Annotated in this window: 26 protein-coding genes and 1 pseudogene; 9 read left to right on the top strand and 18 right to left on the bottom strand. The window is 71.9% G+C overall.

What is annotated here, in order from left to right; translation table 11 throughout:
* The first annotated feature begins 9 nt into the window (after positions 1-9).
* The 6 genes from ybaK (at position 10) to ACI2K4_RS12365 (ending at position 5,975) form a co-directional block, all read left to right on the top strand.
* Positions 10-489: a Cys-tRNA(Pro) deacylase gene (ybaK, locus tag ACI2K4_RS12340; RefSeq protein WP_404510581.1), complete on the top strand. Its 480-nt coding sequence runs from the start codon at positions 10-12 to the stop codon at positions 487-489.
* A 561-nt stretch (positions 490-1,050) separates the two neighbouring features.
* Positions 1,051-2,145, top strand: coding sequence for a sugar ABC transporter substrate-binding protein (locus ACI2K4_RS12345; protein ID WP_404510583.1), 1,095 nt, complete (start codon positions 1,051-1,053; stop codon positions 2,143-2,145).
* Between the two features lie 190 nt (positions 2,146-2,335).
* Positions 2,336-3,154: an ATP-binding cassette domain-containing protein gene (locus tag ACI2K4_RS12350; RefSeq protein ID WP_404510585.1), complete on the top strand. Its 819-nt coding sequence runs from the start codon at positions 2,336-2,338 to the stop codon at positions 3,152-3,154.
* Positions 3,151-4,416: a sugar ABC transporter permease gene (locus ACI2K4_RS12355; RefSeq protein WP_404510586.1), complete on the top strand. Its 1,266-nt coding sequence runs from the start codon at positions 3,151-3,153 to the stop codon at positions 4,414-4,416. The genes ACI2K4_RS12350 and ACI2K4_RS12355 overlap by 4 nt, the downstream gene beginning before the upstream one ends.
* Positions 4,417-4,447: 31 nt before the next feature.
* Positions 4,448-5,632 (top strand): ROK family protein, encoded by a 1,185-nt coding sequence (locus ACI2K4_RS12360; protein WP_404510588.1) that lies wholly within the window; start codon positions 4,448-4,450, stop codon positions 5,630-5,632.
* A 55-nt stretch (positions 5,633-5,687) separates the two neighbouring features.
* On the top strand, positions 5,688-5,975 hold the full coding sequence (locus ACI2K4_RS12365; protein WP_404510590.1) for a DUF1707 domain-containing protein: 288 nt from the start codon (positions 5,688-5,690) through the stop codon (positions 5,973-5,975).
* Here the strand turns inward: ACI2K4_RS12365 and ACI2K4_RS12370 are convergent.
* The 6 genes from ACI2K4_RS12370 to ACI2K4_RS12395 all read right to left on the bottom strand — a co-directional run bounded on the left by ACI2K4_RS12370 (position 5,965) and on the right by ACI2K4_RS12395 (position 11,264).
* A complete protein-coding gene (locus ACI2K4_RS12370) occupies positions 5,965-6,492 on the bottom strand; it encodes a GNAT family N-acetyltransferase (protein WP_404510592.1) in 528 nt (175 codons plus the stop codon). The genes ACI2K4_RS12365 and ACI2K4_RS12370 overlap by 11 nt on opposite strands.
* Before the next feature lie 41 nt (positions 6,493-6,533).
* Complete coding sequence (locus ACI2K4_RS12375) at positions 6,534-7,121, bottom strand: helix-turn-helix domain-containing protein (RefSeq protein ID WP_404510594.1); 588 nt, start codon at positions 7,119-7,121, stop codon at positions 6,534-6,536.
* A gap of 79 nt (positions 7,122-7,200) precedes the next feature.
* Positions 7,201-8,526, bottom strand: coding sequence for an MFS transporter (locus ACI2K4_RS12380; RefSeq protein WP_404510596.1), 1,326 nt, complete (start codon positions 8,524-8,526; stop codon positions 7,201-7,203).
* Positions 8,523-9,191: an ArsR/SmtB family transcription factor gene (locus ACI2K4_RS12385; RefSeq protein ID WP_404510598.1), complete on the bottom strand. Its 669-nt coding sequence runs from the start codon at positions 9,189-9,191 to the stop codon at positions 8,523-8,525. The genes ACI2K4_RS12380 and ACI2K4_RS12385 overlap by 4 nt, the downstream gene beginning before the upstream one ends.
* A 131-nt stretch (positions 9,192-9,322) precedes the next feature.
* Positions 9,323-10,732: a hypothetical protein gene (locus tag ACI2K4_RS12390; RefSeq protein ID WP_404510600.1), complete on the bottom strand. Its 1,410-nt coding sequence runs from the start codon at positions 10,730-10,732 to the stop codon at positions 9,323-9,325.
* Entirely contained in the window at positions 10,719-11,264 is a 546-nt protein-coding gene (locus ACI2K4_RS12395) for a SigE family RNA polymerase sigma factor (protein ID WP_404510602.1), read from the bottom strand. Before ACI2K4_RS12395 ends, ACI2K4_RS12390 begins: the two co-directional genes overlap by 14 nt.
* Before the next feature lie 378 nt (positions 11,265-11,642).
* On the opposite strand from ACI2K4_RS12395, the gene ACI2K4_RS12400 reads away from it, so the two are divergent.
* The gene (locus ACI2K4_RS12400) at positions 11,643-11,849 is read left to right on the top strand and encodes a hypothetical protein (protein ID WP_404510604.1); all 207 of its coding nucleotides are present in this window, start codon (positions 11,643-11,645) and stop codon (positions 11,847-11,849) included.
* Here ACI2K4_RS12400 and ACI2K4_RS12405 read toward each other — a convergent pair.
* The 12 genes and pseudogenes from ACI2K4_RS12405 to ACI2K4_RS12460 all read right to left on the bottom strand — a co-directional run bounded on the left by ACI2K4_RS12405 (position 11,808) and on the right by ACI2K4_RS12460 (position 23,373).
* Positions 11,808-13,004 (bottom strand): cytochrome P450, encoded by a 1,197-nt coding sequence (locus ACI2K4_RS12405; protein WP_404510606.1) that lies wholly within the window; start codon positions 13,002-13,004, stop codon positions 11,808-11,810. The genes ACI2K4_RS12400 and ACI2K4_RS12405 overlap by 42 nt on opposite strands.
* Before the next feature lie 230 nt (positions 13,005-13,234).
* Positions 13,235-14,239 carry a TerC family protein gene (locus ACI2K4_RS12410; protein ID WP_404510608.1) on the bottom strand — a complete coding sequence of 335 codons (1,005 nt, stop codon included), beginning with the start codon at positions 14,237-14,239 and terminating at the stop codon, positions 13,235-13,237.
* 387 nt (positions 14,240-14,626) lie between these two features.
* Positions 14,627-14,881, bottom strand: coding sequence for a hypothetical protein (locus ACI2K4_RS12415; protein WP_404511773.1), 255 nt, complete (start codon positions 14,879-14,881; stop codon positions 14,627-14,629).
* Between the two features lie 112 nt (positions 14,882-14,993).
* Positions 14,994-16,040 carry a tRNA (adenosine(37)-N6)-threonylcarbamoyltransferase complex transferase subunit TsaD gene (gene tsaD, locus ACI2K4_RS12420; RefSeq protein ID WP_404510610.1) on the bottom strand — a complete coding sequence of 349 codons (1,047 nt, stop codon included), beginning with the start codon at positions 16,038-16,040 and terminating at the stop codon, positions 14,994-14,996.
* Entirely contained in the window at positions 16,033-16,470 is a 438-nt protein-coding gene (gene rimI, locus ACI2K4_RS12425; RefSeq protein ID WP_404510612.1) for a ribosomal protein S18-alanine N-acetyltransferase, read from the bottom strand. Before rimI ends, tsaD begins: the two co-directional genes overlap by 8 nt.
* Positions 16,467-17,144, bottom strand: a complete 678-nt coding sequence (tsaB, locus tag ACI2K4_RS12430; RefSeq protein ID WP_404510614.1) for a tRNA (adenosine(37)-N6)-threonylcarbamoyltransferase complex dimerization subunit type 1 TsaB — start codon at positions 17,142-17,144, stop codon at positions 16,467-16,469. Before tsaB ends, rimI begins: the two co-directional genes overlap by 4 nt.
* Before the next feature lie 166 nt (positions 17,145-17,310).
* On the bottom strand, positions 17,311-17,997 hold the full coding sequence (ung, locus tag ACI2K4_RS12435) for a uracil-DNA glycosylase (protein WP_404510616.1): 687 nt from the start codon (positions 17,995-17,997) through the stop codon (positions 17,311-17,313).
* A gap of 135 nt (positions 17,998-18,132) precedes the next feature.
* Positions 18,133-18,672, bottom strand: a complete 540-nt coding sequence (gene tsaE / locus ACI2K4_RS12440) for a tRNA (adenosine(37)-N6)-threonylcarbamoyltransferase complex ATPase subunit type 1 TsaE (protein WP_404510618.1) — start codon at positions 18,670-18,672, stop codon at positions 18,133-18,135.
* A complete protein-coding gene (locus tag ACI2K4_RS12445) occupies positions 18,672-19,784 on the bottom strand; it encodes an alpha/beta fold hydrolase (protein ID WP_404510620.1) in 1,113 nt (370 codons plus the stop codon). The genes tsaE and ACI2K4_RS12445 overlap by 1 nt, the downstream gene beginning before the upstream one ends.
* Before the next feature lie 248 nt (positions 19,785-20,032).
* Positions 20,033-21,139 (bottom strand): annotated as a pseudogene (gene alr / locus ACI2K4_RS12450) (alanine racemase); the annotation flags it as partial.
* A gap of 143 nt (positions 21,140-21,282) precedes the next feature.
* Entirely contained in the window at positions 21,283-22,743 is a 1,461-nt protein-coding gene (locus tag ACI2K4_RS12455; RefSeq protein ID WP_404510622.1) for an NAD(P)H-hydrate dehydratase, read from the bottom strand.
* 261 nt (positions 22,744-23,004) lie between these two features.
* On the bottom strand, positions 23,005-23,373 hold the full coding sequence (locus ACI2K4_RS12460) for a holo-ACP synthase (RefSeq protein WP_404510624.1): 369 nt from the start codon (positions 23,371-23,373) through the stop codon (positions 23,005-23,007).
* A gap of 167 nt (positions 23,374-23,540) precedes the next feature.
* On the opposite strand from ACI2K4_RS12460, the gene ACI2K4_RS12465 reads away from it, so the two are divergent.
* Entirely contained in the window at positions 23,541-23,843 is a 303-nt protein-coding gene (locus ACI2K4_RS12465; protein ID WP_404510626.1) for a type VII secretion target, read from the top strand.
* Entirely contained in the window at positions 23,840-25,519 is a 1,680-nt protein-coding gene (locus ACI2K4_RS12470; RefSeq protein ID WP_404510627.1) for an alpha/beta hydrolase, read from the top strand. The genes ACI2K4_RS12465 and ACI2K4_RS12470 overlap by 4 nt, the downstream gene beginning before the upstream one ends.
* The last annotated feature ends 63 nt before the right edge of the window (positions 25,520-25,582 follow it).

Below are 25,582 nucleotides of genomic sequence, written 5' to 3' on the forward strand. Positions count from 1 at the left end.
TTCGCGGCCGTGGCAGGTCAGGGGACGCCGGCAACGGCACTACTGGTCAAACAGAAGGTCGCGCACAGCACCCACCCGTACGACGTACCGGTGGACTCGCCGCGCTACGGCGCGGAGGTGGCGGCGGCCCTCGGCGTCGAGCCGGGGCGGGTGTTCAAGTCACTGGTCACCGAGGTGGACGGGGTGCTGACCGTGGCCGTCGTACCGGTGACCGGTGAGCTGGACCTGAAGGCCCTGGCGGCGGCGGTGGGCGGCAAGCGCGCCGCCATGGCCGACCGGACCCTCGCCGAGCGGACCACCGGATACGTACGTGGCGGCATCAGTCCCCTGGGGCAACGCAAGCGACTGCCGACCGTGCTGGACTCGTCGGCCGAAGCCTTTGCCACCGTGTACGTCTCCGCCGGTCGCCGGGGTCTGCAACTCCAACTCGCGCCGGCGGACCTGATCCGGCTGACCGCCGCGGTCACCGCTCCCATCGCCGCCGCCTGATCCGGTCACCGGGGGCACACCCTCCACTGTGGATTGTGCCGCGCCGGCACGCGGCGGCGAACAACACGCGGACACCCGGCGGCGTACAACGCGCGCACCGGGATGCGGACGGGGGCGTCCCGGGCACCCGGCGGGTGATCGACAGGAGCGGGAGAGACCCGTCGTGGGACACCCCTTGCGTTGCGTGCCGCCGCCCACACAGATTTGATGGTGACCCGGTGTGCGGTGTGAGCCACGTACCGGAGGTTCGGCGGCACGTACCGGGCATTTGACCCGGGGCGGCGTGAACCAGGCGGCGAAAAGGTGCGTTCCGGCCATTGACGCGGGGCCATGACGGGCAGGTGTCCCCCGCGTTGCGGAATTGTTATAGCGGGCAACAAATTTGGTGGCCTCGGCGGTCTTGTGCCTCGCCCCCGGCGCGCAATACGTTGCCGGACACAACAAAAGTGCAACGACCACGTCTGAACCTCTGCAGTGGTGGCGGAACCGCACCCATCGATCGCCGTTCCCACGCAACGAAGTCAGCGGACCGAACACCCCACCCCCGAAAGGACCCGTGCAATGCGCAAAGGGATCCTCGCCATCGCCGCCGTGGGCCTGCTGGCCACCGGCTCCCTGACGGCCTGTGGCGACAACTCCGGCGATGCCGGCAGCGGCGGAGACAAGAAGCCCAAGATCGGCGTCATCCTGCCCGACAGCGCCTCCTCCGACCGCTGGGAGACCGCGGACCGGAAGTACCTCGAAGAGGCCTTCAAAACGGCCGGCGTCGACTACGTCATCCAGAACGCCCAGGGTGACAAGTCCCAGTTCCAGACGATCGCGGACCAGATGATCACCGGCGGCGCCACCGCCCTGATGATCGTGAACCTGGACTCCGGTACCGGTAAGGCCGTACTGAGCAAGGCGAAGTCGCAGGGCGTCGCCACCATCGACTACGACCGGCTCACCCTCGGCGGCGACGCGGAGTACTACGTCAGCTTCGACAACGTCGCGGTCGGCAAGTTGCAGGGCGAGGGCCTGGTCAAGTGCCTGACCGAGAAGGGCGTCAAGAACCCGGTCGTGGCCGAGCTGAACGGCTCCCCGACCGACAACAACGCCACCCTGTTCAAGAGCGGCTACGACTCGGTGCTCCAGCCCAAGTTCGACTCCAAGGAGTACACCAAGGGCCCGGACACCTCCGTCCCGGGCTGGGACAACGCGCAGGCGGGCACCATCTTCGAGCAGAACCTGACCTCGACCGGCGGCAAGATCGACGGCGTACTCGCCGCGAACGACGGCCTGGGCAACGCGGTCATCTCGGTGCTGAAGCGGAACAGCCTCAACGGCAAGATCCCGGTGACCGGGCAGGACGCGACCGTACAGGGCCTGCAGAACATCCTCGCCGGTGACCAGTGCATGACCGTCTACAAGGCGATCAAGCAGGAGGCCCAGGCCGCCGCCGAACTGGCCATCGCGCTCGCCAACGGGCAGCGCAAGGACACCGGCCAGACGGTCAAGGACCCGGAGTCCGGCCGTGACGTACCGTCGGTCCTGCTCACCCCGAAGGCCATCGACAAGACCAACGTCAAGGACGTCGTCGCCGACGGCTTCGTGACCAAGGAAGAACTCTGCACCGGCGCGTACGCCGCGCTCTGCACCGCGGCCGGCGTGAGCTGACCCTGGCCCGACCCCGATCGGAGTCAACGTGCCCGTCCGCCGACGAAGGGCCTTCGTCGGCGGACGGGCACGCCGGTTGACTCGACCGCTCTGTGCCCCATGATCGGACCTTCGCGACCGGAGCCCCGCGAACGGACACCCCGCGACCGGACCACCCCCGCGATCGGACACCTGCGCAAAGGAGAAAAACGTGTCCGCGACACCACTGCTGGAACTTCGCGGGATCGACAAGAGCTTCGGTCCCGTGCAGGTCCTGCGCGACGTCGCCTTCTCCGCCTACCCCGGTGAGGTGACCGCACTGGTCGGCGACAACGGCGCCGGCAAGTCAACGCTGGTCAAGTGCATCAGCGGCATCTACCCCATCGACGGCGGCGACTTCATCTTCGACGGCCGTCCGGTCAGCGTGAGCAATCCCCGGGACGCGGCGGCGCTCGGCATCGAGGTCGTCTACCAGGACCTCGCGCTCTGCGACAACCTCGACATCGTGCAGAACATGTTCCTCGGCCGGGAGAAGACCAGCGGTCTGGTCCTGGACGAGAGCACCATGGAGCGGATGGCCGCCGAGACCCTGGCCGGGCTCTCGGTCCGGACCGTCAAGTCGCTGCGGCAACTGGTCGCGAGTCTCTCCGGCGGGCAGCGGCAGACCGTCGCCATCGCCAAGGCCGTGCTCTGGAACAGCAAACTGGTCATCCTCGACGAGCCGACCGCCGCGCTCGGCGTCGCGCAGACCGCCCAGGTGCTGGAACTCGTCCGGCGGCTGGCCGACAACGGGCTCTCGGTCGTCCTCATCTCGCACAACATGAACGACGTCTTCGCGGTGTCGGACCGCATCGCCGCGCTCTACCTCGGACGGTCGGTGGCCCAGGTCAAGACCAGCGACATCACCCACTCGCAGATCGTCGAGCTGATCACCGCCGGGCGCAGCGGCGACCTCGGCCTCCCGACCGAGAACGGTGACAACCACAACGGCGGGCACCCGGACCCCATCACCCCTGGAGCCGAGCAATGAGCACCTCCACCCCCACCGTGGCGCCGCGCGAAGCGCCGACACCGGTGCCGACCCGCACGGTCGCCGAGCATCTACAGAACTACTTCGGCCGGCTGCGCGGCGGCGACATGGGCGCCCTACCGGCCGTGTTCGGGCTGGTGGCGCTCTGCATCACCTTCACCATCGCCCGACCGGAGTTCTTCTCCGCGATCAACTTCGCCAACCTCTTCATCCAGGGCGCGGCCGTCACGCTGATCGCGATGGGCCTGGTCTTCGTGCTGCTGCTCGGCGAGATCGACCTCTCCGCCGGCTACGCCAGCGGGGTCTGCGCCTCGGTGCTCGCGGTGCTGCTCACCCTGCACGGCTGGCCCTGGTACGGCGCGCTGGCCGCCGCGCTGGCCGCCGGGGCGGTGATCGGTCTGGTGCTCGGCGTGTTGGTGGCGAAGATGGGCATCCCGTCGTTCGTGGTGACCCTCGCCGCGTTCCTCGCCTTCCAGGGTGTGGTGCTGCTGCTGATCAAGGGCGGCACGAACGTCTCGGTGCAGGACAAGGTGATCGTCGCGATCGAGAACAGCAACGTCCCGCCGGCACTCGGCTGGCTGCTGGCCGCGATCGCGGTCGGTGGCTACGCGGCGGTGCAGCTCGTCCGCTACCGCGGCCGGATGGCACGCGGCCTGGTCGCCGACCCGTTCCTGGTGGTGCTCGGCCGGATCGCCGCGGTCGCCGTCCTGGTCACGGTGACGACCTACATCCTCAACCTGGAACGCAGCATCAACACCCTGATCTCGTCGACCAAGGGCATGCCGATCGTCGTACCGCTGATCGTCGTCCTGCTGGTCGTGCTGACCTTCGTGCTCCAGCGCACGGTCTACGGCCGGCACATCTTCGCGGTGGGCGGCAACGCCGAGGCCGCCCGCCGGGCCGGGATCAACGTGGACCGGATCAAGATCTCGGTTTTCGTCATCTGCTCGCTGATGGCCGCGGTCGGCGGTGTCGTCGCGGCCAGCCGAGGCCAGTCGGTCGACCCGAACACCGGTGGCAGTAACGTGCTGCTCTACGCGGTGGGCGCGGCGGTGATCGGCGGCACCAGCCTCTTCGGCGGCAAGGGCCGGATCCTCGACGCGGTGATCGGTGGCGCCGTGGTCGCGGTGATCGACAATGGTATGAACCTGTTGGGCTTCAACTCCGGTATCAAGTACATGCTCACCGGCCTGGTGCTCCTCGGTGCGGCCGTTGTGGACGCACTCTCCAGGAGACGGTCCGCCGCGACCGGGCATGGATGACGGCACCCTGCGAAAGTGATGTGAGCGACCGATGCGGGCCGGGCCGAGCCAGGAGGAAGTACGCCGCCAGAACCTCGGCGCACTGCTCCGCTACGTGCACGTGCACGGCGCCACCTCGCGGGCCGAACTCACCACCTCACTCGGGCTCAACCGGAGCACGATCGGCGCGCTGACCGCCGAACTGACCGCCGCCGGGCTGGTCAGCGAGCGTGCTCCCCGGGAGACCGGCCGGGCCGGACGACCCTCGCTGGTCGTCCGGCCCGAGTCCGCCCGGGTCTACGCGTACGCCTGCAGCATCGAGGTGGACGCGCTGCGCGCGGCTCGGGTCGGCCTCGGCGGTGTGGTGCTCGACCGCCGGGAGGTGACCCGGGAGCCGGGCCTGGCGGCCGAGGAGGCGGTGCCGGTGCTGGCGGGGTTCGTCAAGGAGATGCAGCAGGTGGTGCCGAAGGGCTCCGTCTACGTCGGTGCCGGCGTGGCCGTCTGCGGCATGATGCGGGGCTCCCGGGGCGCGGTGCACGTCCAACCGCCGAGCGGCTGGGTCGACGGGTCGCTCGGCGCCGCACTCGCCTCCGATCTGGACTCGAACCGGCCGATCCTGGTCAACCGCGCGGCCGACGCGAGCGCGTTGGCCGAACACACCCGGGGCGCCGCCGCCGGCCTCGACAACGTCGTCTACCTGCACCACGACGTCGGGGTGGACGCCGGCATCATCGTCGGCGGACGGCGGTTGACCGGACACGGCGGCTACGGCGGCGAGGTCGGCCACATGGTGGTGCGCCCCGGTGGGCGACCCTGCGGGTGCGGTTCACGTGGCTGCTGGGAGACCGAAATCGGCGAGCAGGCGCTGCTCCAGGCCGCCGGCCGCCCGGCCGCCACCGGGCAGGGGGCGGCCCGCGCGGTCGTCGAGGCGGCGGCGTACGGGGACGTCAGCGCGCAGTCGGCGGTACGTCAGGTCGGCGACTGGCTCGGTTTCGGAGTCGCCAACCTGGTGAACATCTTCAATCCCGACGTGGTCATCTTCGGCGGGCCGCTACGCGACATCTACCTCGCCGCGGCGACCCGGGTACGCAGCCGGCTCAACGCGATGGGGCTGCCCGCCATCCGTGACCACGTCCGGCTCCGTACGCCACAGTTGGGTGAGGAGGCCGCCCTGATCGGCGCGGCCGAGTTGGCGTTCGGGCAACTGCTCGCCGATCCGCTCGACGCCTCGGCCTGAACACCGGCGATCCGGACGTACCCGTCTCCCGTCGCCGATGCGTACGCTGTCCGACGTGGACGTGCAGACACGGGCATCCGACGACGACCGGGAACGGGTGATCGAGGATCTGCAACGGCACACCACGGCCGGACGGCTGAGCCTGGACGAGTTCTCCGAACGGGCCGCGCTCGCCTACTCCGCCCGTACGCTGACCGACCTGGCCGCCGTCACCAGCGACCTGCCCGCGACCCCGGCGCCCACGAGCGCGGCCGACCACACCCGCCGAGATCTCCTGGTGCTCTTCGGCGTGGCGGCGGCGACCCTGGTGCTGCTCTTTGTCTTCATCCAGCTCAGCCGCTGAGCGGCGGCAGTCTCTTGAACATCACCGTGGTGTCCTCCAGCAGGCCCAGGGTCGAGAGCGCGTATCCGGGGATGATTCCCGCCGTCCGGTAACCGATCGCCCGGTAGAGCCGTTCACCGGCGGAGTCCCGCACCGTGTCGAGTACGAGCAGGCTGCGCCCGTACTCCCGGGCCACCTCTTCCACCCCGGCCATCAGCGACCGCCCGAGCCCGGACCGCCGCGCCGCCGGATGTACCAGCACCTTGCCGACGTCGGCGCGGTGCCGGCCGTTGGCCGGCACCGCGAGCCCGACCTGCGCGGTTCCGACCGGCCGCCCGTCCCGACGCGCGACCAGCAGCACCCGGCCGCCGGGCGTCAGCGATTCGCGTACGCCGTGCCAGTAACGCCGGGCGTCGGCGACGGTGAACGGCGGCACGAACCCCACGCTCGCGCCCGCCTCGACGCAGGCGTGCAGGATTTCGGCGAGTTGGTCGACGAGGACCGGACCGAGCCTGTCCGCCCCGACCCGCTCGACCATTGCCCGCGCGTTCCCGGATCGCGATTTCTCCGTCGGCGCGGTCACGGCAGGACCAGGGTCAGCGCGTAGCGCGCCGGGGTCGGGCCGGGACAGTCGAACCGGGACGGACCCCAGAGGCGGAACCGCAGGCTGTCGCCGGGTTCGAGGTCGTGCGTGGCGCCGTGCACGGTGAGCCGCAACCTACCCTCGAGCAGCCAGAGATGCTGTTCCAGACCGGGCACCGAGGGCTCGTCGTACGCGATCGTGGCCCCGGCCGGGAGCATCCCCTCGATCACCTCGGCACGCAGACCGGCGTGCGGCGGTGACACCGAACGGCGGCGGAAGCCGGTGGAGGCGTCGGTCCATACCGTCTGGTCGGCGACACGTACCAGCCGGGTCGGCTCCGACTCGACCTCGCTGAGCAGCCGCGACATGGTGCGTTGGTAGACCGTGCAGAGCTTGCCCAGCAGCGACGCGGTCGGGCTGATCTCCCCACGCTCGACCCGGGAGAGCGTCGAACGGCTCACCCCGGACCGCCGGGCCAACTCCTCCAACGACCACCCGTGCTCGGCGCGCAACCCGGCGAGCCGCGCGGCAAGACGCCGGTCCACCGCCCCGAGGATCCCGTCCGCCTCTCCAACCTCTCTCACAACCGGGAATCTATCCCATATCCGGGATGCCCTCCACCCACGACGCGCTGATCAACCAGCCGGGGGTGAGATCGCTGGGTCAGGCTTTGGACGGGATCTGGCTGGGCGGGCGTTCGGGCACCGGTGAGGACCGCGCGGCCGGACGATCGTGGTCCATCGTGCGCCAGACCTGACTGACAAACGGCATCAGCGTCACCACCAGGTACGCGAGCCCGAACAGCAGACAGGCCGCCGGCAGCGCCAGCCCGTGCACCGCCGCACCGCCGAGCAGACCCCCGAGCGGAATCCCGGCGTACGAGACGGCGCGTGAGAGGCCGAGCACCCGCGCCCGCAGTCGCTCCGGAGTCCGCTCGTAGGAGAGCGCGCCGAGAATCGGGTTCACCGCGGCGACCGACACCCCCGCCACGAACGAGACGAGGTAGATGGCCCAGAGCCGATCGGTCGCGGCCAGCACGACAAAGCGTGGCGCCCCGGCGATCAGGAAGCCGACCGCGAAGACCCAGAACCGGGGCATCCTCGGCGCGAGCACGGTGAAGACCACATTGCCCGACACCGCCCCGATCGCGAACGTGGCGGAGAGGAAACCGAGGGCGACCGGTGAACCGACCACGTCCCGGGCCCAGACCGGCGCGAGCACGGTGCCGTACGCCGCGTCGGCCAGGTTCGTCACGAAGACCAGGAGCAGGATGCCGCGCATCAACCGGTTCTGCCAGAGGAACCGCAGCCCGGCCCGGATCGCCTGAACGTACGACTCCCGCTCGGCCGGCTCCCGTTCGGACTGCTCGCGTTCGGCCGGCTCGCGTTCACGCTCGGGGTCGGCCACGGGCGCCGACCGGGTACGCGGCACGGTCAGCGCCACGATCAACGCACCGGCGGCGAAGGTGCCCGCGTCGATCAGCAACACCGTCTGCGCGTCCAACGCGGCGATCAGCAGACCGGCCAGGGGAGCGCCGAGCAGCGTCGCCAGCCGGCCGAGCCCGTCGTGCAGACTGGTCGCGCGGGTCATCTCCACCCCGGCGACGGCCACGGTTTCCGGGAAGATGACCATCTTGGCCGAGTCACCGAAGCCGCGCAGCAGGCCGGCGACGGCGACCAGCCCGACGAGCGCACCGAAGCCGAGCAGGTCGGCGCGGTAGAGCAGCGGTACGGCGACGAGGGCCAGCGCACTGCCCAGGTCGGCGACGATGCTGGTACGCCGCGCGCCGATCCGGTCGAGCAGCGGGCCGCCCAGTCCACAGGCGAGCACGTACGGCAGCATCTCGGCAAACGCGACCACGCCCGTCTTCGCCGCGCTCCCGGTGGTCACGAGGGTGAACCAGGGCAGGGCGACCATGCTCATCCGGCTGCCGACCAGGGAGATCGCCTCGGCGGTGAGCAGCCCGACGAGTGGCCGGCGACTCGTCATTTCCCGCCCCCGAACGAGGCGCCCTCCCCGGGCGGAACCTCCTGCCCGGACGCAGTGCCACGCTCGGACGCAGTGCCACGCTCGGACGCAGTGCCACGCTCGGAGGAGCGGAGGAACGGCAGGATCTGTGCCTGGAGCACCACCGGTTCGGCGTCGGCCGGTGCCGGGACGTCCGGGTCGTCCCGACGGTATCGAGCGGCCAGCGCGAAGACCTCCGCGTGCAGTTCGGCGGCCTCGGCGGCGGTGAGCCGGAGCCGCCAGTCGCTCAGTGTCGCCACCGCACGCCAATCGGGGTCGGTCGTCACGGCCTCGCCGAGCCACCGCTCGACCTGGTCGGCATAGCTCGCCGCCACGGCACGGAGGTACGCCTCCGCGTCGCCGGGAGAACTCGCGATTGTCTCGTCGTCCAGGGTGGTGGTCCGGTGGGCCGCCCGCCACCACCGTTCCCGGCCCACCCCACGCTCCGGGTCCTCGACCACGAAGCCGTACGCGGCGAGTTGGCGCAGGTGGTAGCTGGTTGCCCCGGTCGACTGCCCGAGCCGCTCGGCGAGCCCGGTCGCGGTGGCCGGCCCGTGCTCGCGCAGCAGACCCAGCATCCGCACCCGGAGTGGATGTGCGATGCCGCGCAGCGAGCGCGGATCCAGCCGTACCCGATCCTCAGACATGTTTGCAAAGGTAGCGTTGCAAAGACTCCTTGGCAACGATCGCGCCGCCGCGGGAGCAACGCTCGTTACCGCAACGCTCGTCACCACGGTCCGCGAACAACGCTCGTACCGGTGCTCGGGCGGGGCGAGACTCAGCCGCAGGTCCAGCGGAACGCCGCAGGTTCCTTTCTCCACAGCGCGGCGCCGATCTGACGGCCGTCGTCGCTGATCGTGACGGTGATCGGATCGCCCTGGCTCCGGCCGTAGCCGGCCGGCATCGGCAGCGTCAGCATCCGCTCGCCGAACACCACCGTCGGCGCCTGGCCGCTGGTTCCGTCCAGGACGTAGCCGGCGACCCAGCCGGCCCGGTTGACCGAGGTCACGTACTTCAACGCCGCCGGTCGCACCTCGCCGGTACGCAGGTTCCACCGCGCACCCACCGCCGGCTCGGTGGCGCTCTGGTAGGAGCCGACCACCCAGCCGCCCCGGATCGACCGGGCGATCGTGCCCGGCCCGGCACCCGCCGGAGCGGACAACTCCCGGACGGTGCCGTCCGGCGCCCAGACCATTCCCCGGGACGGGGGGCCCTCGGACCTGTCGCCGCGCGAGGGCTCGACCGGCTCGCCCGTCCCGACGACCGTGCCGTCGTCGTCGATTCCCTGCACCGCGAGGACGGTCAGCTTGTCCGGCACGTCCAACAGCCGCGCCGTGCCCTCCCACTCCCCCGACCAGATCACCGGTTGGAGCATGGGCGGCCGCTTCCCCGGGACGTCGGACGAGTTTCGCGTGGTCAACGGGTCCGGCAGGGCCGGGGGGAGCGGATTTCCCCGGGGCTCGGACTTCGACTCCGGCACCCGGGGTACGGCGAACATCCCGAACGTACGCAGCAGGCCCAGCACGTCCCCCCGCTCGTTGATCCCGGCGACCGACACCGTGGTCGCGCCGGAATGGGGCAACAGGAAGAACTTGCCGTCGCGGTAGAGCCACGGGACCACCTGCTCCGCCGGCCCCTTCATCGAACGAGCGTCCCCGGCCACGTCACCGCGCGAGTTGACCACGAGATGCACCGGGTCGACGACCGGCAGGTCCAGTACCTCCAACCGACCCTCGTCCCACCGCAGCACCTGGCTGCGGCGGCGCTGGTCGGTGGCGGTGCCGACCAGGTACCGACCGCTCGGGTCGCCGCCCAGGACCGTACTGCGGACGGTGTTCGCCGGGACCGGCAGCTCGATCGGTTGGCAGCTCGTCGGCTCGGCACGACGATCCGTCGACCCGTCCGTGGTCGGAGCAGTTCGGGCCGGCTCGGCCGCGCCGCCGGTCATCGCCTGCACCGGTACGGGTGCCGGCCGCTCGCGGGTCGCGACGTCCACCGCCACCGGTACGACCGCCAGGGCGCCCACCGTCACCACCGCCGCCCCGCCGATGCCGACCAGCCGGCGGAACCTCGCCTTCTGCCGGCCGACCCGGACCAGGGTGGTGACGTCCACCCGAGACGGCGGGGGCGGCTCCTCGGCCAGGATCTCCAGGAGCAGACGGGCGGTCTCGTCGTCAGACTGGCGCAACTACCCGTCCCCCTTTCACACCGCGCGGGCTCCACGCGGCAAGCGTCTCCTCGCCGAGCTGACGACGCAGTGCCGCGAGCCCGTGCGAAGTCTGACTCTTGACCGTGCCCGGTGAGCAACCCAGCAGCTCGGCCACCTCGTCGACCGGCAGGTCGCAGAGGAACCGCAGCACGAGTACGGCCCGCTGCCGCTTCGGCACCCGGCTCAGCGCCGCCCGCAGTACCGTCCGGTCCTCGACCGCCGGTCCGTCGGTCGACACCCGGTCGGGCACCGAGTCGGTCAGGTCGACCCGTGACGACCAGGCCAGCCGTTTCTCGTTCAGGAACGTACGCACCAGCATGGTGCGTACGTACGCGTCCGGATACTCGACCGCCCGGACCCGGCGCCAGTTCACGTAGAGCGTGGTGAAGGTCTGCTGCACGAGGTCGTCCGCGCGATGCGCGTCGCCACAGAGCAGGTACGCGATCCGCTGCATCCGGGCCAGCCGGGTGGTCACGAAGTCGACGTACTCCCGCTCCAGCTCCTCCTGCACGCCCCGTTCCCTCCTGTGAACTCCGCAGAGTCAAGGCGGTGCGAGTCCCGATCGGTTGTACGGATCACCCGGCAGCGGCACGGATCACACCCGTGGCACCGGTACGAGATGGTGGATGGCGTACACAACATCGGGGAGGACGCCTTGGCACGGTTTCTCGCGGTCGGCGTGATCGGGGTCAGCCTCGGTCTCAGTATCGGAGCCCTCACCGAAGGTGCGGCCCACCCGTACGGCTGGGCGGTCCTGCTGGTCGGCATGGCCCTGCTTCTCTTCGGGCCCCGTGGGAGCGATTCGACCCCTTTGATCACCACGAGCGATGGCTCGACGACCGGACGTGACCGAGACGACCGACCGACGTTGCAAGGGCTGGGTACACGGGTGGAACAAATCCTCCGTCTGGCCGAGGAGCAGGCCAGGGACCACCGGGCCGAGGCCCAGCGGGCGGCCGAGGAGATGCTACGTGTGGCCCGGGCCGAGGCGAACGCGATCCTGGCCGGTGCCCGCGACACGGCCGCCGGTTCAGCCCGCGACGCGGTTGTCGACTCAGCCGGGGATGACCGGCAGGGCGGTCAAGCCGCGAAGTAGCATCCCCGGTCGCCAGAGGATCTCTTCCATTGGCACCGCCAGACGCATCTTGGGGAACCTGCGGGTCAGGGCATGGAACGCGATCTGACCCTCCAACCGGGCCAGCGGCGCACCGAGGCAGTAGTGGATGCCGTGGCCGAAGGCCAGGTTCGGGGTCGGGGGCCGGTCCAGGTCGAGCCGGTCGCCGTCCGGGAAGCGCTCGCTGTCCCGGTTCGCCGAGAGGAGCGAGACCAGCACGAACGCGCCTTCCGGAATGGTCTTTCCACCGATCTCGGTGGTCGCCAGCGCGGTCCGGAAGGTGCTGCTCTGCACCGGCCCCTCGTAGCGCAGCAGCTCCTCGACGGCGTTCGGGATCAGCTCCGGTTCGGCCACCACCCGGGCCCACCGGTCCGGCTCGGCCAGCAACAGCAGCGTCCCGTTGCCGATCAGGTTGACCGTGGTCTCGTGCCCGGCGATGAGGAAGAGGTAGACCATCGAGATCAGCTCGTCGTCGGTGAGCCGGTCGTCGTTGTCCTGGACCTCGATCAACGCGCTGAGCAGGTCGTCGGCCGGATGCCGGCGCTTGGCGACCAGAAGTTCCCGGATGTAGGCGACGATCGAGATCAGGGCGGGCGGGAGTCCGGCCGGGTTCACCCCGCCGCTGACGATCGCGTCGGACCAGCGCCGAAAGCTCGCCTGGTCCTCGGTCGGTACGCCGAGCAGCTCACAGAGAACCTGGATCGGGAGCGGGAAGGCGAAGCTGTCGATCAGGTCGAGCTGGTCGGCGCCGGACATCTCGTCCAGCAGGTGCCGCGCGAGTTCCTCGATCCGGGGCCGGAACTCGGCCACCCGGCGGGCGGTGAACGCCCCGGAGACCAGTCGCCGGATCCGGGTGTGGTCGGGCGGGTTGATGGTGAGCATGTGCCGGCTCACCGCCTTGGCGACGTCCGGCGGCACCATGTCCCGGTAACTGAAGCCGCCGGCCGAGGTGGTCTTGCCGAGCTTCGGGTCGGTCAGCGCCCGTTGGGCGTCCGCGTACCGGGTGACCAACCATGCGGTGGCACCGGTGGGCAGGGTCATCTCCATCACCGGGCTGTCCCGGCGCAGACCGCGCAGCACCTCGTGCAGGTCGGCCTTGGCGGACTCGAACGGATTCGCCACAGCACTCGTCGACATCTTCCACTCCCCCCGTTTCCCGGTCGCGTTCCACCGCCGGCATCCAGTGCCGGTGGACGCCAACGACGACCGGACATCAATCCTGGTCTCCGTTGTCGGTGTTTGTCGAGTACCGGTGCTGGTCGGGATGCCCTGGGAAAGGGCCGGGCCCGCCCGGGTGGAGGACCACCCGGACGGACCCGATGACGCTGTTTGCCGTACGGCTGCCGACGGACGCCGGGGACCGACGGTCAGCGGGAGCCGACGTCGGCCAACTCCCGGCGACGGTCCTTGGACGCCTTGAGCAGACTGGCGATGGTGGCGATGATCAGCGAGCCGAGGATGACGGTGAGCGAGAGCCAGATCGGGATGTGCGGCGCCCAGCCCACGTGCTCGCCGCCGTTGATGAACGGCAGGCTGTTGTCGGCCAGCGCCTCCAGCACCAGCTTCACCCCGATGAAGCCGAGCACGACGGCCAGACCGACGTTCAGGTACACCAGCCGGTCGAGCAGCCCGCCGAGCAGGAAGTAGAGCTGCCGCAGCCCCATCAGCGCGAACACGTTGGCGGTGAAAACCAGGTACGGCTCCTTGGTCACGCCGAAGATCGCCGGAATGGAGTCGAGCGCGAAGATCAGGTCGGTGGTGCCGATCGCGATCAGGACGAGCAGCATCGGGGTGAAGAGGCGCTTCCCGGTCTCGCTCATCACGGTCAGCTTGGTGCCGTTGAACGAGTTCGACAGCGGCAGGTGTCGCTGGCTCCAGCGGACCAGCGCGTTCTCCTTCACGTCCGCCGCGTCCATCTCGCCCTGCCGCAGGAAGCTGATCGCGGTGTACACGAGGAAGGCGCCGAAGATGTAGAAGACCCAGGAGAACTGCGAGACCAGCGCGGAACCGGCGGCGATGAAGCCACCCCGCATGACCAGGGCCAGCACGATACCGATCAGCAGTACGGTCTGCTGGTACTGCCGGGGTACGGCGAACCGTCCCATGATCACGACGAACACGAAGAGGTTGTCGATCGAGAGGCTGTACTCGGTCAGCCAGCCGATGTAGAACTCCCCGGCGAACCTACCGCCCGAGGTGGCCCAGACCCCCAGGCCGAAGATCAGGGCGAGTACGACGTAGAAGCCGACCCAGAGGCTCGACTCCCGGATGCTCGGTTCGTGCGGTCGCCGACCAATGATCAACAGGTCGAGCAGGAGTACGCCGACCAGCACGACAAGCGTGATGATCCAGGTCAGGGCGGAAACGTCCATCGGAAATCCTCCGGCAGGCACGGGACATCGCCGGCCCGCCCCGTCCCGACGCTGGGACAGGTTCGGATGGCGATGTCGACTCTGGTGACTGTCGGAGGTCTTTTCCGCCACCGAGCCTCGGGAGCTGAGCCCCTCGGGGTGACCGATGGCGCCGGGTTTGCGCCCGACTGAGTCGAACGTTCACCGTGCTGACGACACCACCGTCGGGGAATACTCCCCTCCTTGGTATCCATTGTTGCTTATCAGCCGCCCCTCGCGTCAAGATTCCGCCCGCCGAGGCCGGCACGGCCGCCCCGGCGACCGCCCGCCAGACGATCGACCTCACCCGGCCACAACGCCTCTGACCAGGCAAAATGCTTCAACGGGAGGGGCAGGTCAAGGGTTTGGTCAGCGGTCGACCTGAGCGAAATCCCACACGTGCGCCGGACGGGCCAGCAGCCGTGTCGGGGGCTCGGGCAGGCTGAGCGGGTTGCCCCGCCACTTCGAGATCACGACCAGACGGTGGTCGGTCGAGGAGAACACCTCACTGGACATGTGCAGCGGATGGTGGTCGAACTCGGGCAACGCGGTCTCGGTGACCCAGGCGATCAGGTCGGCGAACCCGGCCGGCTCCGCGCGCGCCTCCCACATCCGCACGATCACGTCCGCCATCTCCGTTCCCTCTTCTCCGGCACACCACCGCGCCCACTCCGGGACGACGATCCGATCGAACGACTCCGATGCCGCCGGAACCCTACACCCTCAACATGATCCACTAGACGCTCACGACGGTGAGCGGCAGCGCGGAGTCCGCGGGAAGATCGAGCCGGCTCGGCGCCACCCCGGCGGCCACCAGGTGCGAGCCGAGCGCCGCGACCATCGCGCCGTTGTCCGTACAGAGTTTGGGTCGGGGGACCCGCACGGTGATGCCGTACCGGGCGGCGCGCTGCTCGGCCAGCACCCGCAGGCGCGAGTTCGCCGCCACCCCGCCACCGATCACCAGCGTCTCGATGCCCCGGCTCCGGCAGGCGTCGATCGCCTTGGCGGTCAGCACGTCACAGACCGCCTCCTGGAACGAGGCGGCCACGTCGGCGACCGGGACCGGCTCACCGGCCCGCTGCCGGGCCTCCACCCACCGCGCCACGGCGGTCTTCAGCCCGGAGAAGGAGAAGTCGAACCGGTGCGCGGCGAGGTCCTTCGGCGCGGTCAGCCCGCGGGGGAAGGCGATCGCGCCCACGTCACCGGCGCGGGCCTCGCGGTCGATCGGCGGCCCGCCCGGGAACGGCAGGCCGAGCAGCCGGGCCACCTTGTCGAACGCCTCACCGGCCGCGTCGTCGATGGTCGCGCCGAGCGGGGTGACGCCGTTCGCCAGGTCGTCCACCAGCAACAACGACGAGTGCCCGCCGGAGACCAGCAGGGCGATCGCCGGTTCGGGCAGCGGGCCGTGCTCCAGGGTGTCGACCGCGACGTGGGCGGCGAGGTGGTTCACGCCGTACACCGGCTTGTCGGCGGCGACCGCGTAGCCCTTGGCCGCCGCGACCCCGACCAGCAGGGCCCCGGCCAGTCCCGGCCCGGAGGTGACCGCGATCGCGTCGATGTCGGCCAGGGTCACCCCGGCCTCGTCCAGCGCCCGCTGCATGGTCGGCACCATCGCCTCCAGGTGGGCCCGGCTGGCCACCTCCGGCACCACCCCGCCGAACCGGGCGTGCTGGTCGACGCTGGACGCGAGCGCGTCGGCGAGCAGGGTGTGGCCTCGTACGATCCCGACCCCGGTCTCGTCGCAGGAGGTTTCGATCCCCAGGATCAGCGGCTCGTCAGCCATCTCGCCTCATCACCAGCGCGTCGGTGTTGCTCGGTTGGTAGTAGCCACGGCGGATGCCGACCGGCTCGAAGTCGTACGCCGCGTAGAGCTTCTGGGCTCCCGGGTTGTCCACCGCCACCTCCAGCATGGTCTTGCGTACGCCGCGCCGGGCCGCCTCGGCGAGCAACGCCTCCAGCAGGGCCCGCCCGACGCCGCTCCGCTGGCGGTCCCGGCGGACGGCGATGTTCTGCACCCACGCCTCGTCCAGCGTCACCGCGAGCCCGGCGTAACCGATCAGCACCCCGTCGTCATCCAGCGCCACCAGATAGTGGTGTCCGCTGGCCAGCTCGTTCCAGAACATGCCCGGAGACCACTGCTCGGCACCGAACAGGTCCGCCTCGATCGCCAGCACGTCGTCGATGTGCCACCAGCGGAACCGGGTCAGGATCACGGCAGCACCGACTTGTGGCCGGTCGCCGCCACCGCGTCGGGCCGCCGCAGGTAGAGCGGGGTGAGCGGTTCACCCGGCGCCCCGGCGCGCACCCGGTCGGCGGCGAGTTCCGCCAGCGCGTACGGCGACGGGTAGGTCGGCTCGGGCAGCACCGGCAGGGCCAGCATCTCGGCGTACCGCTGGGCGCCCTCGCCCACCGCGACCGTCGCGCCCAGCTCGGCCACCCGGGCGGCGACGACGGCGGGCGAGTCGACGGCGGGGCCGGCGACCCGCTCACCGGCGGCGTCGAAGCAGGCCCAGTAGACCTCCCGGCGGCGGGCGTCGGTCGCGACCAGGACCGGTCGACCGGTGCCGGCGGCCCGGCCGAGCGCGTCGAGCGAGCCGACACCGTAGGTCGGGATCGCGAGCGCCTGACCCATCACGGCCGCGGTGACCAGACCGACCCGCAGACCGGTGAACGGCCCGGGGCCGAGCCCGGCGACCAGCGCCGTCAGGTCGGCCGGGCGGGCGCCGGCCTCGGCCAGCACCGCTTCGATCTGCGGGGCGAGCAGTTCGCCGTGGGCACGGGGGTCGACCTTGCGACGCTCGGCCCGGAGCACGACCCGGTCGGCCGTCACCTCCGCCAGCGCCGCGGTCACCGCCGGGGTCGACGAATCCACCACGAGTACGAGCACCCAAGAACACTAGCCCCACGTCGACTACCGCCCGTCACGACCCGGCCGGTGCGCCACCGCCCGTCGGTGTCCCGTCCACGATCGGCCCGGAGCGGGGCGCCGCCGACCCGGGCGGCGGCGCGTGCCCGACCTCCCGGCACCCGCCGCCGACCTGGCGGTACGGCGATCAGCCGACCGTCCGCTCCCAGTCGATGGTGGCCCGGCCGGCGTCGGCGAGCGCCTTGTTGGCGGCGCTGAACGGACGGCTGCCGAGGAAACCGCGCGGGTTCATCGGGCTGGGGTGGCCGGCCTCCAGCACCACGTGGGCCGGGTTGGTGACCAGCGCCCGCTTCTTGCGCGCGTAACTGCCCCAGAGCAGGAAGACCACCCGCTCCGGCTGGGCGTCCAGGGCCCGGATGGTGGCGTCGGTGAACTCCTCCCAGCCCTTGTTCGCGTGCGAGCCCGGGGTGGCCTGGCGCACCGTGAGCACCGCGTTGAGCAGCAGGACGCCCTGCGCCGCCCAGCCGGAGAGGTTGCCGCCGCGCGGTTGCGGCACGCTCAGGTCCTCGGCCAGCTCCTTGAACACGTTGCGCAGCGACGGCGGCGCCGAGACGCCCTCACGGACGCTGAAGCTCAACCCGTGCGCCTGGCCCGCCTTGTGGTACGGGTCCTGCCCCAGGATCAGCACCCGGCAGTCCTGCGGAGCGCAGAGCCGGTACGCCGAGAACAGGTCCTCGACCGGCGGGAAGACGGTCTGGGTGGCGTACTCGCCGGAGACGAACTCGGCCAGCTCGGCGGTGCGGGCCGGGTCCAGGTGCGGCTCCAGCGCGGCACGCCATTCGGACGGCAGCAGGGCGGGCAGATCGAGGCTCATCGGCAACCTTCCGGGGGATCGGTCGAAACGCTCGCCCGCACTCTAGGAGCCGGCTACGACAGCCCGCACGGCCAGGCGGGGGCGTCTCACCGGAAGGGGTCGAGCACTCACCACCGAGCACTCACCGGCGAGCACTCACCGCAGGGTGGCGAGGCGCTGCGCCCAGTCTCCGCCGACCGGGACCAGTTCGACCAGCCGGGTGTCGTCGTCCCGCCGGTCGAGCCGCACCCGCAGGTGGGCGTCGACCAACCGCTCGACCAGACCCTCGCCCCACTCGACCACGGTGACCGCCTCGTCCACCGACGCGTCCAGGTCCAGGTCGTCGATCTCGGCGCGAGGGTCGACCGCGTCGCCGAGACGGTACGCGTCCGCGTGCACCAGCGCCGGCCGCGCGCCCCGACCGCTCGCCCGGTCCGGGTCCGGGCGGTGCACCCGGGCGATCACGAAGGTCGGCGAGGTGATGTCACCGAGTACGCCGAGGCCGGCGCCGATCCCCTGGGTCAGCGCGGTCTTGCCGGCACCGAGCGGCCCGGTGAGCACCAGCAGGTCCCCGGCCCGCAGCAGGGCCGCCAGCCGTCGCCCGAAGGCGTGCGTGTCGGCCACGGTGGGGAGTTCGACCACCGGGTTCGCGGGGGTGTCCGGTGCCGTCGTACCGGTCGGGTCAAGCACGTCCATCAGCCCAGTCTGTCAAGGAAGTCCAGCAGGGCCGCATTGACCTCGTCCGCGTGTTCGAGCATCACCACGTGACCGCCGTCCGGCACCTTCACGTACTCGGCCTCGGGAAGGCGGCGCAGGATCTCCTCCGAGTGGGTCACCGGAGTGATCATGTCCTGGTCGCCGACGATCACCAGCGTCGGCGTGTTCTTCAGCGCCATCAGGGCCGGGTAGCGCGCGTGGGTGTAGAGGGTGCGCAGGTAGCGCGCGACCGTCTCGGCGGAGGTGCCGGCGTTCATCCGCTCGACGTACGAGACCAGGGCGGGGCTGGGGTTCGGGGTGCCGAACCCGTAGCGGCGGGTGAGCAGCCAGGCCATGTTCGCCGACGCCCTGCGGGCCCGGTCGATCATTCCGCCGGTGAGCTTGGTGGCGTTGTTCACCAGTGGCAGCAGCGGGGTGCCGAGCCGACCGATGATCGCCGGCAGGCCGATCTTGGTCTCCTCCAGCAGCCCGCCCGAGGTCGCCATCAGCACCGTGCCGACCACCCGGCTGTCGAACATTTCCGGGTAACGCTCGGCGAACGCCATGATGGTCATTCCGCCCATCGAGTGCCCGACCAGCACAAGCGGGCCCTCCGGCACCAGTTGGTCGATCACCGACCGGAGCGTCTCACCGAGCGCGGGCAGTTCGTACTCGCCCGACTCGAGCTTGCCGGAGCGGCCGTGACCGGGCTGGTCGTAGAAGAGCATCCGGTGCCGGCCCAGCGCGCCGACCGCCTTGCGCTGGAAGTGGAAGGTCCCCATGTCCAGGCAGAAACCGTGTACGAAGACCACGGTCGGACGGCCCGGGCTGTCCGCCTCGTGCACCTCGACCAACTCGACGTGGATGTCGGTACCGTCGGCCGTCTCGACGGTGCACGCGCTGTCGTACGGCAACTCGCCGAAATCCTCCTCCACGTACGGATCGTCGGGTACCGCCTTGGCCCGGCGTACCACCGCGCGTTCGGCGGCCAGCCCGGCGGCCACCCCGGCCGCCGCGACACCGACCGCGGCGCCCAGGATCCCGGCCGCCCGGGCCAGTCCCGAACGGGGCACGCCGCGACCCGGGCGGTTGCGGATACCCGCTCGGCTCATCGGGACACCTCGGGCGTACCGGAGAGCGGATCGGGCGTGGCGGGGAGCGGGGCGGGCGTGGCGGAGAGCGGGGCGGAGAGCGGGGCGGAGAGCGGGGCGGAGAGCGGGGCGGGCGTGGCGGAGAGCACCGGCGAAGCCCCGGTCGCCAGGTCGACCACCGGCGGCGCCTCGGCCGGCACCCCGGCCACCGGCGAACCGGCCGGTACGGGCGTCAGCGTCAGCGGTCCCGGACCGGTCGGGACCGGCGCCCCGTCGTAGATCCGGGGCACCCGGACGCCGCCGAACCGGGTCACGATCTCGTAGTTGATCGTGCCGGCGGCCTCGGCCCAGTCGTCGGCGGTCGGCCCGCCGTCCGTCCCGTCGCCGAAGAGGGTCGCCACGTCCCCGACCGCCACCGGATCGTCGCCGCAGTCGAGCACGAACTGGTCCATGCAGACCCGGCCGGCGATCGTACGCACCCTGCCGCCCAGTTGGACCGGACCGGCGTTGGAGGCGTGCCGGGGCACCCCGTCGGCGTACCCGAGCGGCACCACGGCCAGGGTGGTCTCCCGCTGGGTGACGTACGTGTGGCCGTACGAGACACCGGAGCCGGCCCGCACGCGCTTGGTCAGCATCACCCGGGCGCGGGCGGTCATCGCCGGCCGGAGCCCGTACCGCTCGCCCGCAACCGGGGACAGGCCGTAGATCGCGACCCCGGGTCGGACCAGGTCGAAGTGGGTGTCCGGGCGGGTCAGCGTGGCGGCGGAGTTGGCCAGGTGGCGGTAGCGCGGCCGGAGCCCGACCCGCTCGGCGAGGGCGAGCGCCTCGTGGAAGACGGCAAGCTGGGCGTCGATGGTGGGATGGCCGGGCGCGTCCGCGTACACGAAGTGGCTCCACACGCCGACGACCTCGACCAGTCCGTCGGCCTCGGCCTTGGCCGCGGCCTCGACCAGTGCCGGCCAGTCGCCGATGGTCGCGCCGCCCCGGGAGAGACCCGTGTCGATCTTGATGTGGACCCGGGTCGGCCGACCGGCGAACCGACCGGCGGCGACCATCTCGTCGAGTTGGTCCAGGCTCGCCGCGCTGAGGTCGACGTCGGCCGCGACCCCCTCGTGCAGCGGCAGCCCGGGGGCGAGCAGCCAGGCCAGCACCGGTGCGGTGATCCCGGCTCGACGCAGGGTCAACGCCTCGTCCAGGGTGCAGACACCGAGCCAGTCGGCCCCGGCGTCCAACGCGGCGTACGCCGACGGCAACATGCCGTGCCCGTACCCGTCGCCCTTCACCACCGCCATCAGTTCGGCGTTTGTCCCTGCGCGCAGTCGGGTCACGTTCTCCCGGATCGCGTCGAGATCAACGCGCAACTCAGCCTGCCACATAGGGCCAGCGTACTGACCGAGATCAGGATCCGGACCGGACAACCGACCGGCGACACGACCGAGCCGCCCGACCGCGCACGGTCGGGCGCGCGGACCGGGCCCCGATCCGGCTCAGTCCGCGGGCGGACCGGCCCCGGTCCCGCTCAGTGCGGGACCACGTCCCGCAGCGCGTCGACCACGTCGGGTGCGGTGACCGGGCCCCGCCGGGCCGCCTCCCGCCCAGCCAGCCCGTGCAGGTACGCCGCCGTGATCGCGGCCCGGTCGGCGGGCAGACCCGCGGCGAGCAGTGACCCGAGCAGGCCGGCCAGTACGTCGCCGGTGCCACCGGTGGCGAGCGCGGAGGTACCGGTCGGGTTCACCACCGCCCGACCGTCGGGCGTGGCGACCACCGTACGGTCCCCCTTGAGCAGCACCACCGCGTCCATCCAGGCGGCCAGCCGCAGGGCCGACCCGACCCGATCCGGTCCCGGCGCCTCACCGCAGAGCCGGGTGAACTCCCGGTCGTGCGGAGTGATCACGATCGGCGCGTCCCGCTGTCGCAGCCGTTCCGCCATCGACCCGTCCACCAGCAGGGTCAGCGCGTCGGCGTCCAGGATCGCCGGCACCGGCGCGGCGAGTACGCACCGCAGCTCGGTGGCGGCGGACTCGCCGGTGCCCAGACCCGACCCGCAGACCCATGCCTGCACCCGCCCGGCGTCGGTGACCCGGTCGGTGGCGATCACCGACGGGTGCTGGCGCAGCACCTCCTCGCGGGCGCTGCCGGCGTACCGGACCAGACCGGTCGGTCCGGCCAGCGCCCCGCCGACGGAGAGCACCGCCGCGCCCGGATAGGTCGCCGACCCGGTCGCCACCCCGACCACTCCCCGGCTGTACTTCTCCGATTCCGGACCGGACCACGGCCACCAGTCGACCACGTCGGCCCACTCGGTGACGCGCAGCGCCGGGTCGGCCCGCAGCCACGGCTCCAGACCGATGTCGACCAGGTCGACCTGGCCCGCCCGGACCGCCGCCGGGCCGACCACCAGCGCCGGTTTCAGCGCACCGAAGGCGACGGTCACGTCGGCGGTCACCGCACCGCTGCCGTCGTTGGTCGGCGCCACGTGCCCGGTGTCCACCTCCACCCCGCTGGGTACGTCGACCGCGACCACCACCGCGCGCTGACCGCCCCGCCCGCGCAGCCCGCCCAACTGCCGGACCAGATCGGCGGCCGGCTCGCGCAGGCCGCCGCTCGCCCCGATCCCGACGATGCCGTCCAGCACCAGGTCGGCCCGGTCCGGCAGGCGCTCGACCGTACGACCGCCGGCCGTCCGTAACGCCGTCAGCCCGTCCCGGTGTGCCCGATCCGGGTCCAACAGCAGCGCGCGTACCGCCGCCCCGCGCCCGGCCAGCCGCGCTCCGGCGTACAGCGCGTCGCCACCGTTGTCGCCGGAGCCCACCAGCAGCAGGACGGCCGCGCCGTAGACACCACCCCGTCGGTCGAGCAGGAGCGCACAGCGACGCGCCAGACCGGCGGCGGCCCGCTGCATCAGGGTGCCCGGTGGCAGGGTCGCCATCAGCGCGGACTCCGCCGCCCGGATGTCCGCGACCCGCCAGGCCGGTCTCACCGGGTCGGCACCGGTAGCACTCGTCCGCCCATCGCCGCATCCCCTCCGGTCCCTCGGTTCCTGCCGCCCGTCCGTCCCGGCACCGATCGGTACCCCGACCGACCTGGCGCCACGCCAACTCGGCCGCGCTGCCGCGCCCGACAATCCGTCGCCGCCGCAGACTCGCTGCCGCGCCCCACAATCCGTCGCCGCCACAGACCCGCTGCCGCCCGACAATCCGTCGCCGCCGCAGACCCGCCGCCGCAGACCCGCCGCCGACGCCTAACGCTCCGCCACCACCATCGCCGACGCGATGCCGCCGTCGTGTGACAACGAGAGGTGCCAACGGTTGACCCCGCGTTCGGCGGCGACGGCGGCGACCGTACCGGAGACGGTCAACCACGGCCGGCCGTCCGGGTCGGCAACCACCTCGCAGTCGTGCCAGCGCAGGCCGGCGGGGGCGCCGAGCGCCTTCGCCACCGCCTCCTTGGCCGCGAACCGGGCGGCGAGCGACTCCGACGAACGTGGGTTGCCGGATTTGGTGGACCGCTCGGCCTCGGTGAACAGGCGATCCGCCAGCAACGGGGTACGCGCCAGCGCGCGGCTGAACCGATCAACGAGGACCACGTCGATGCCGACTGCGACGATCACCGCCCCAGCCTAACCGGCCAGGCGGCGCAGATTATCGCCCGTCCTTCCTCCGGACAACCGCTGTGGACAGCGAAGGACGGTGTTCGCGGCCGGTTGTCCACAGGGTCCCGGTGCGCTCCTGACCGGCACCTACGGTCAGAGCCACCACCGTCGGTTGGGGGCCGGGCATGCACGACGATCTCATCGAGGTACGTACCGGGGAACTGCGCGGGGCCGGGAGCGCGCTCGGCGCCACCGCGCACCGGCTCGGGCAGGGACTCGCCGGCACCAGCCCGCCGGCTGGCCTGCTGGTCACCGCTCCCGGCTGGGTCACCACGACGGCGTTGGTCGAGCTGGAGTCGGCGGTGCACGAATGGCTCACCCGGATCGGCGGCCGGGTCGCGACGACCGCGGACGGGCTGCGCGCCGCCGCCGACGCCTACGACAGCGCCGACGACCGGGCCGCGACCCGGCTCACCGCCGGCCGGTGACCGTGATCGGGTACGCGCAGCTCTGGGCGGCCGATCCGGCGGACTGGTCCACCGCCGGTTCCGCCTGGCGTGGGCTGGTCGGACTGGCCGACCGGCGGGTCGCCGAGGTGAACGCCGCCGCGACCGTTCTGCGCGCCGGCTGGTCCGGGCCGGCCGGGCGGGCGGCGGACCTGCGCCTGCGCGGGCTCGGCGCCGAACTGGCCGTGAGCCGGCCCGCCTTCGTCGAGGCCGAGCAGGTCCTCAGCGAATACGCGACCCGCCTCGGGCAGGCCAAGGCGTTGCTGGACGCCACCGTCGGCGCCGCGGCGAGCCGGGGCGTACGGGTCGACCGGCGCGGCGTGGCATCGGCCGACCCGGCGGCGCACGGATCGACTGGCGGCCCGCCGACCACCGGTGGGGCGCCGACCACCGGTGGGCGACCGAGCGGGTCCGATCCGGCGGCACCCGGACCCGCCGCCGAGGCCGCGGCGGCGGTGGCGGAGGTCGCGGCGGGCATCCGGGCAGCGCTGGAGCTGGCTACCGCCGCCGACCTCGACGCCGCACGGCGGCTGGCCGACCTGGCCACGGGCGCGGGTGAGGGCTGGGCGAGCCCGACATCGGCCGCGCCACCACCACCGGGCACCGATCCGGCCGTGGTGCGCCAGTGGTGGGCCCAGCTCACGCCGACGCAACGCCGCTGGCTGGTCGCCGAGAAACCGGCCCTGGTCGGCCGGCTCGACGGTGTTCCGGCCCGGGACCGCGACCAGGCCAACCGATTGCTGCTCGAACGCCACCACGCCGCCCTGCTCGCCGAGCGTGCCGCGCTTCTGGCCGGCCCCTTCACCCGCCTGGTGCCGGTCGAACTGGCCCGGATCGACCGGAGCCTCGCCCCTCTCGACGTGCTCCGCGACCGGCTCGCCGCCGAGACGCCGCGTGCCTACCTGCTCCGGCTCGACCCGGCCGGCGACGGGCGCGCGATCGTCGCGATCGGCAACCCGGACCGGGCCGAGAACGTGCTGACCTACGTGCCGGGAATGACCGCCGACCTGCCGTCGGTCGCCAACGAGCTGAGGCGGGCCGAGTCGATGGCGACCCGCTGCGCCGAACTGGCACCGACCGAACGGACGGCGGTGGTGCTCTGGCTCGACTACGACGCGCCGGACTGGCTCCACCAGGCGACGCGCGACAACCAGGCACACGACGCAGGCCCGGCGCTGCACGGCTTCCAGGAGGGGCTGCGCGCCACCCACGAGGGACCACCGGCGCAGCAGACCGTGCTCGGGCACAGCTACGGCTCGCTGGTGGTGGGCACAACCGCACGGGACCACGGTCTCGCCGCCGACCGGGTGGTCTTCGTCGGCTCGCCCGGTGTCGGCGTCGACCGGGCCGCCGACCTGGGCCTGGCCGAGGGGCAGGTCTGGGCGAGCACCGCCGGCAACGACGTGATCCGGCACGCGTCGGGCCCCGCCGAGCTGCTCGGACGTCTCGGGCTCGGCGCGGCGCTGCCCGGGGTGGGCGGGCTGCTGGCGTACGGCAACCCGGCCGACGAGCTCTGGTTCGGTGCCGACCCGAGCGGGGCGGACTTCGGCGCCCGGTTGTTCGCCGGACGCCCGGACGGCCACGTCGGCTACTGGAACCCGGGTAACCCCGCCCTCGACGCGATCGCCCGGATCACCGTCGACGGACGGGCCCGGTGACCGACCAGCCCGATCCGCTGGTGTGGGGGGGCAGCGGAGCGGGCCGGACGGCAACGGGTCGGG

It is taken from the genome of Micromonospora sp. NPDC050397, assembly GCF_044901685.1.
In the GTDB taxonomy this organism is placed as follows: Bacteria; Actinomycetota; Actinomycetes; order Mycobacteriales; family Micromonosporaceae; genus Micromonospora_G.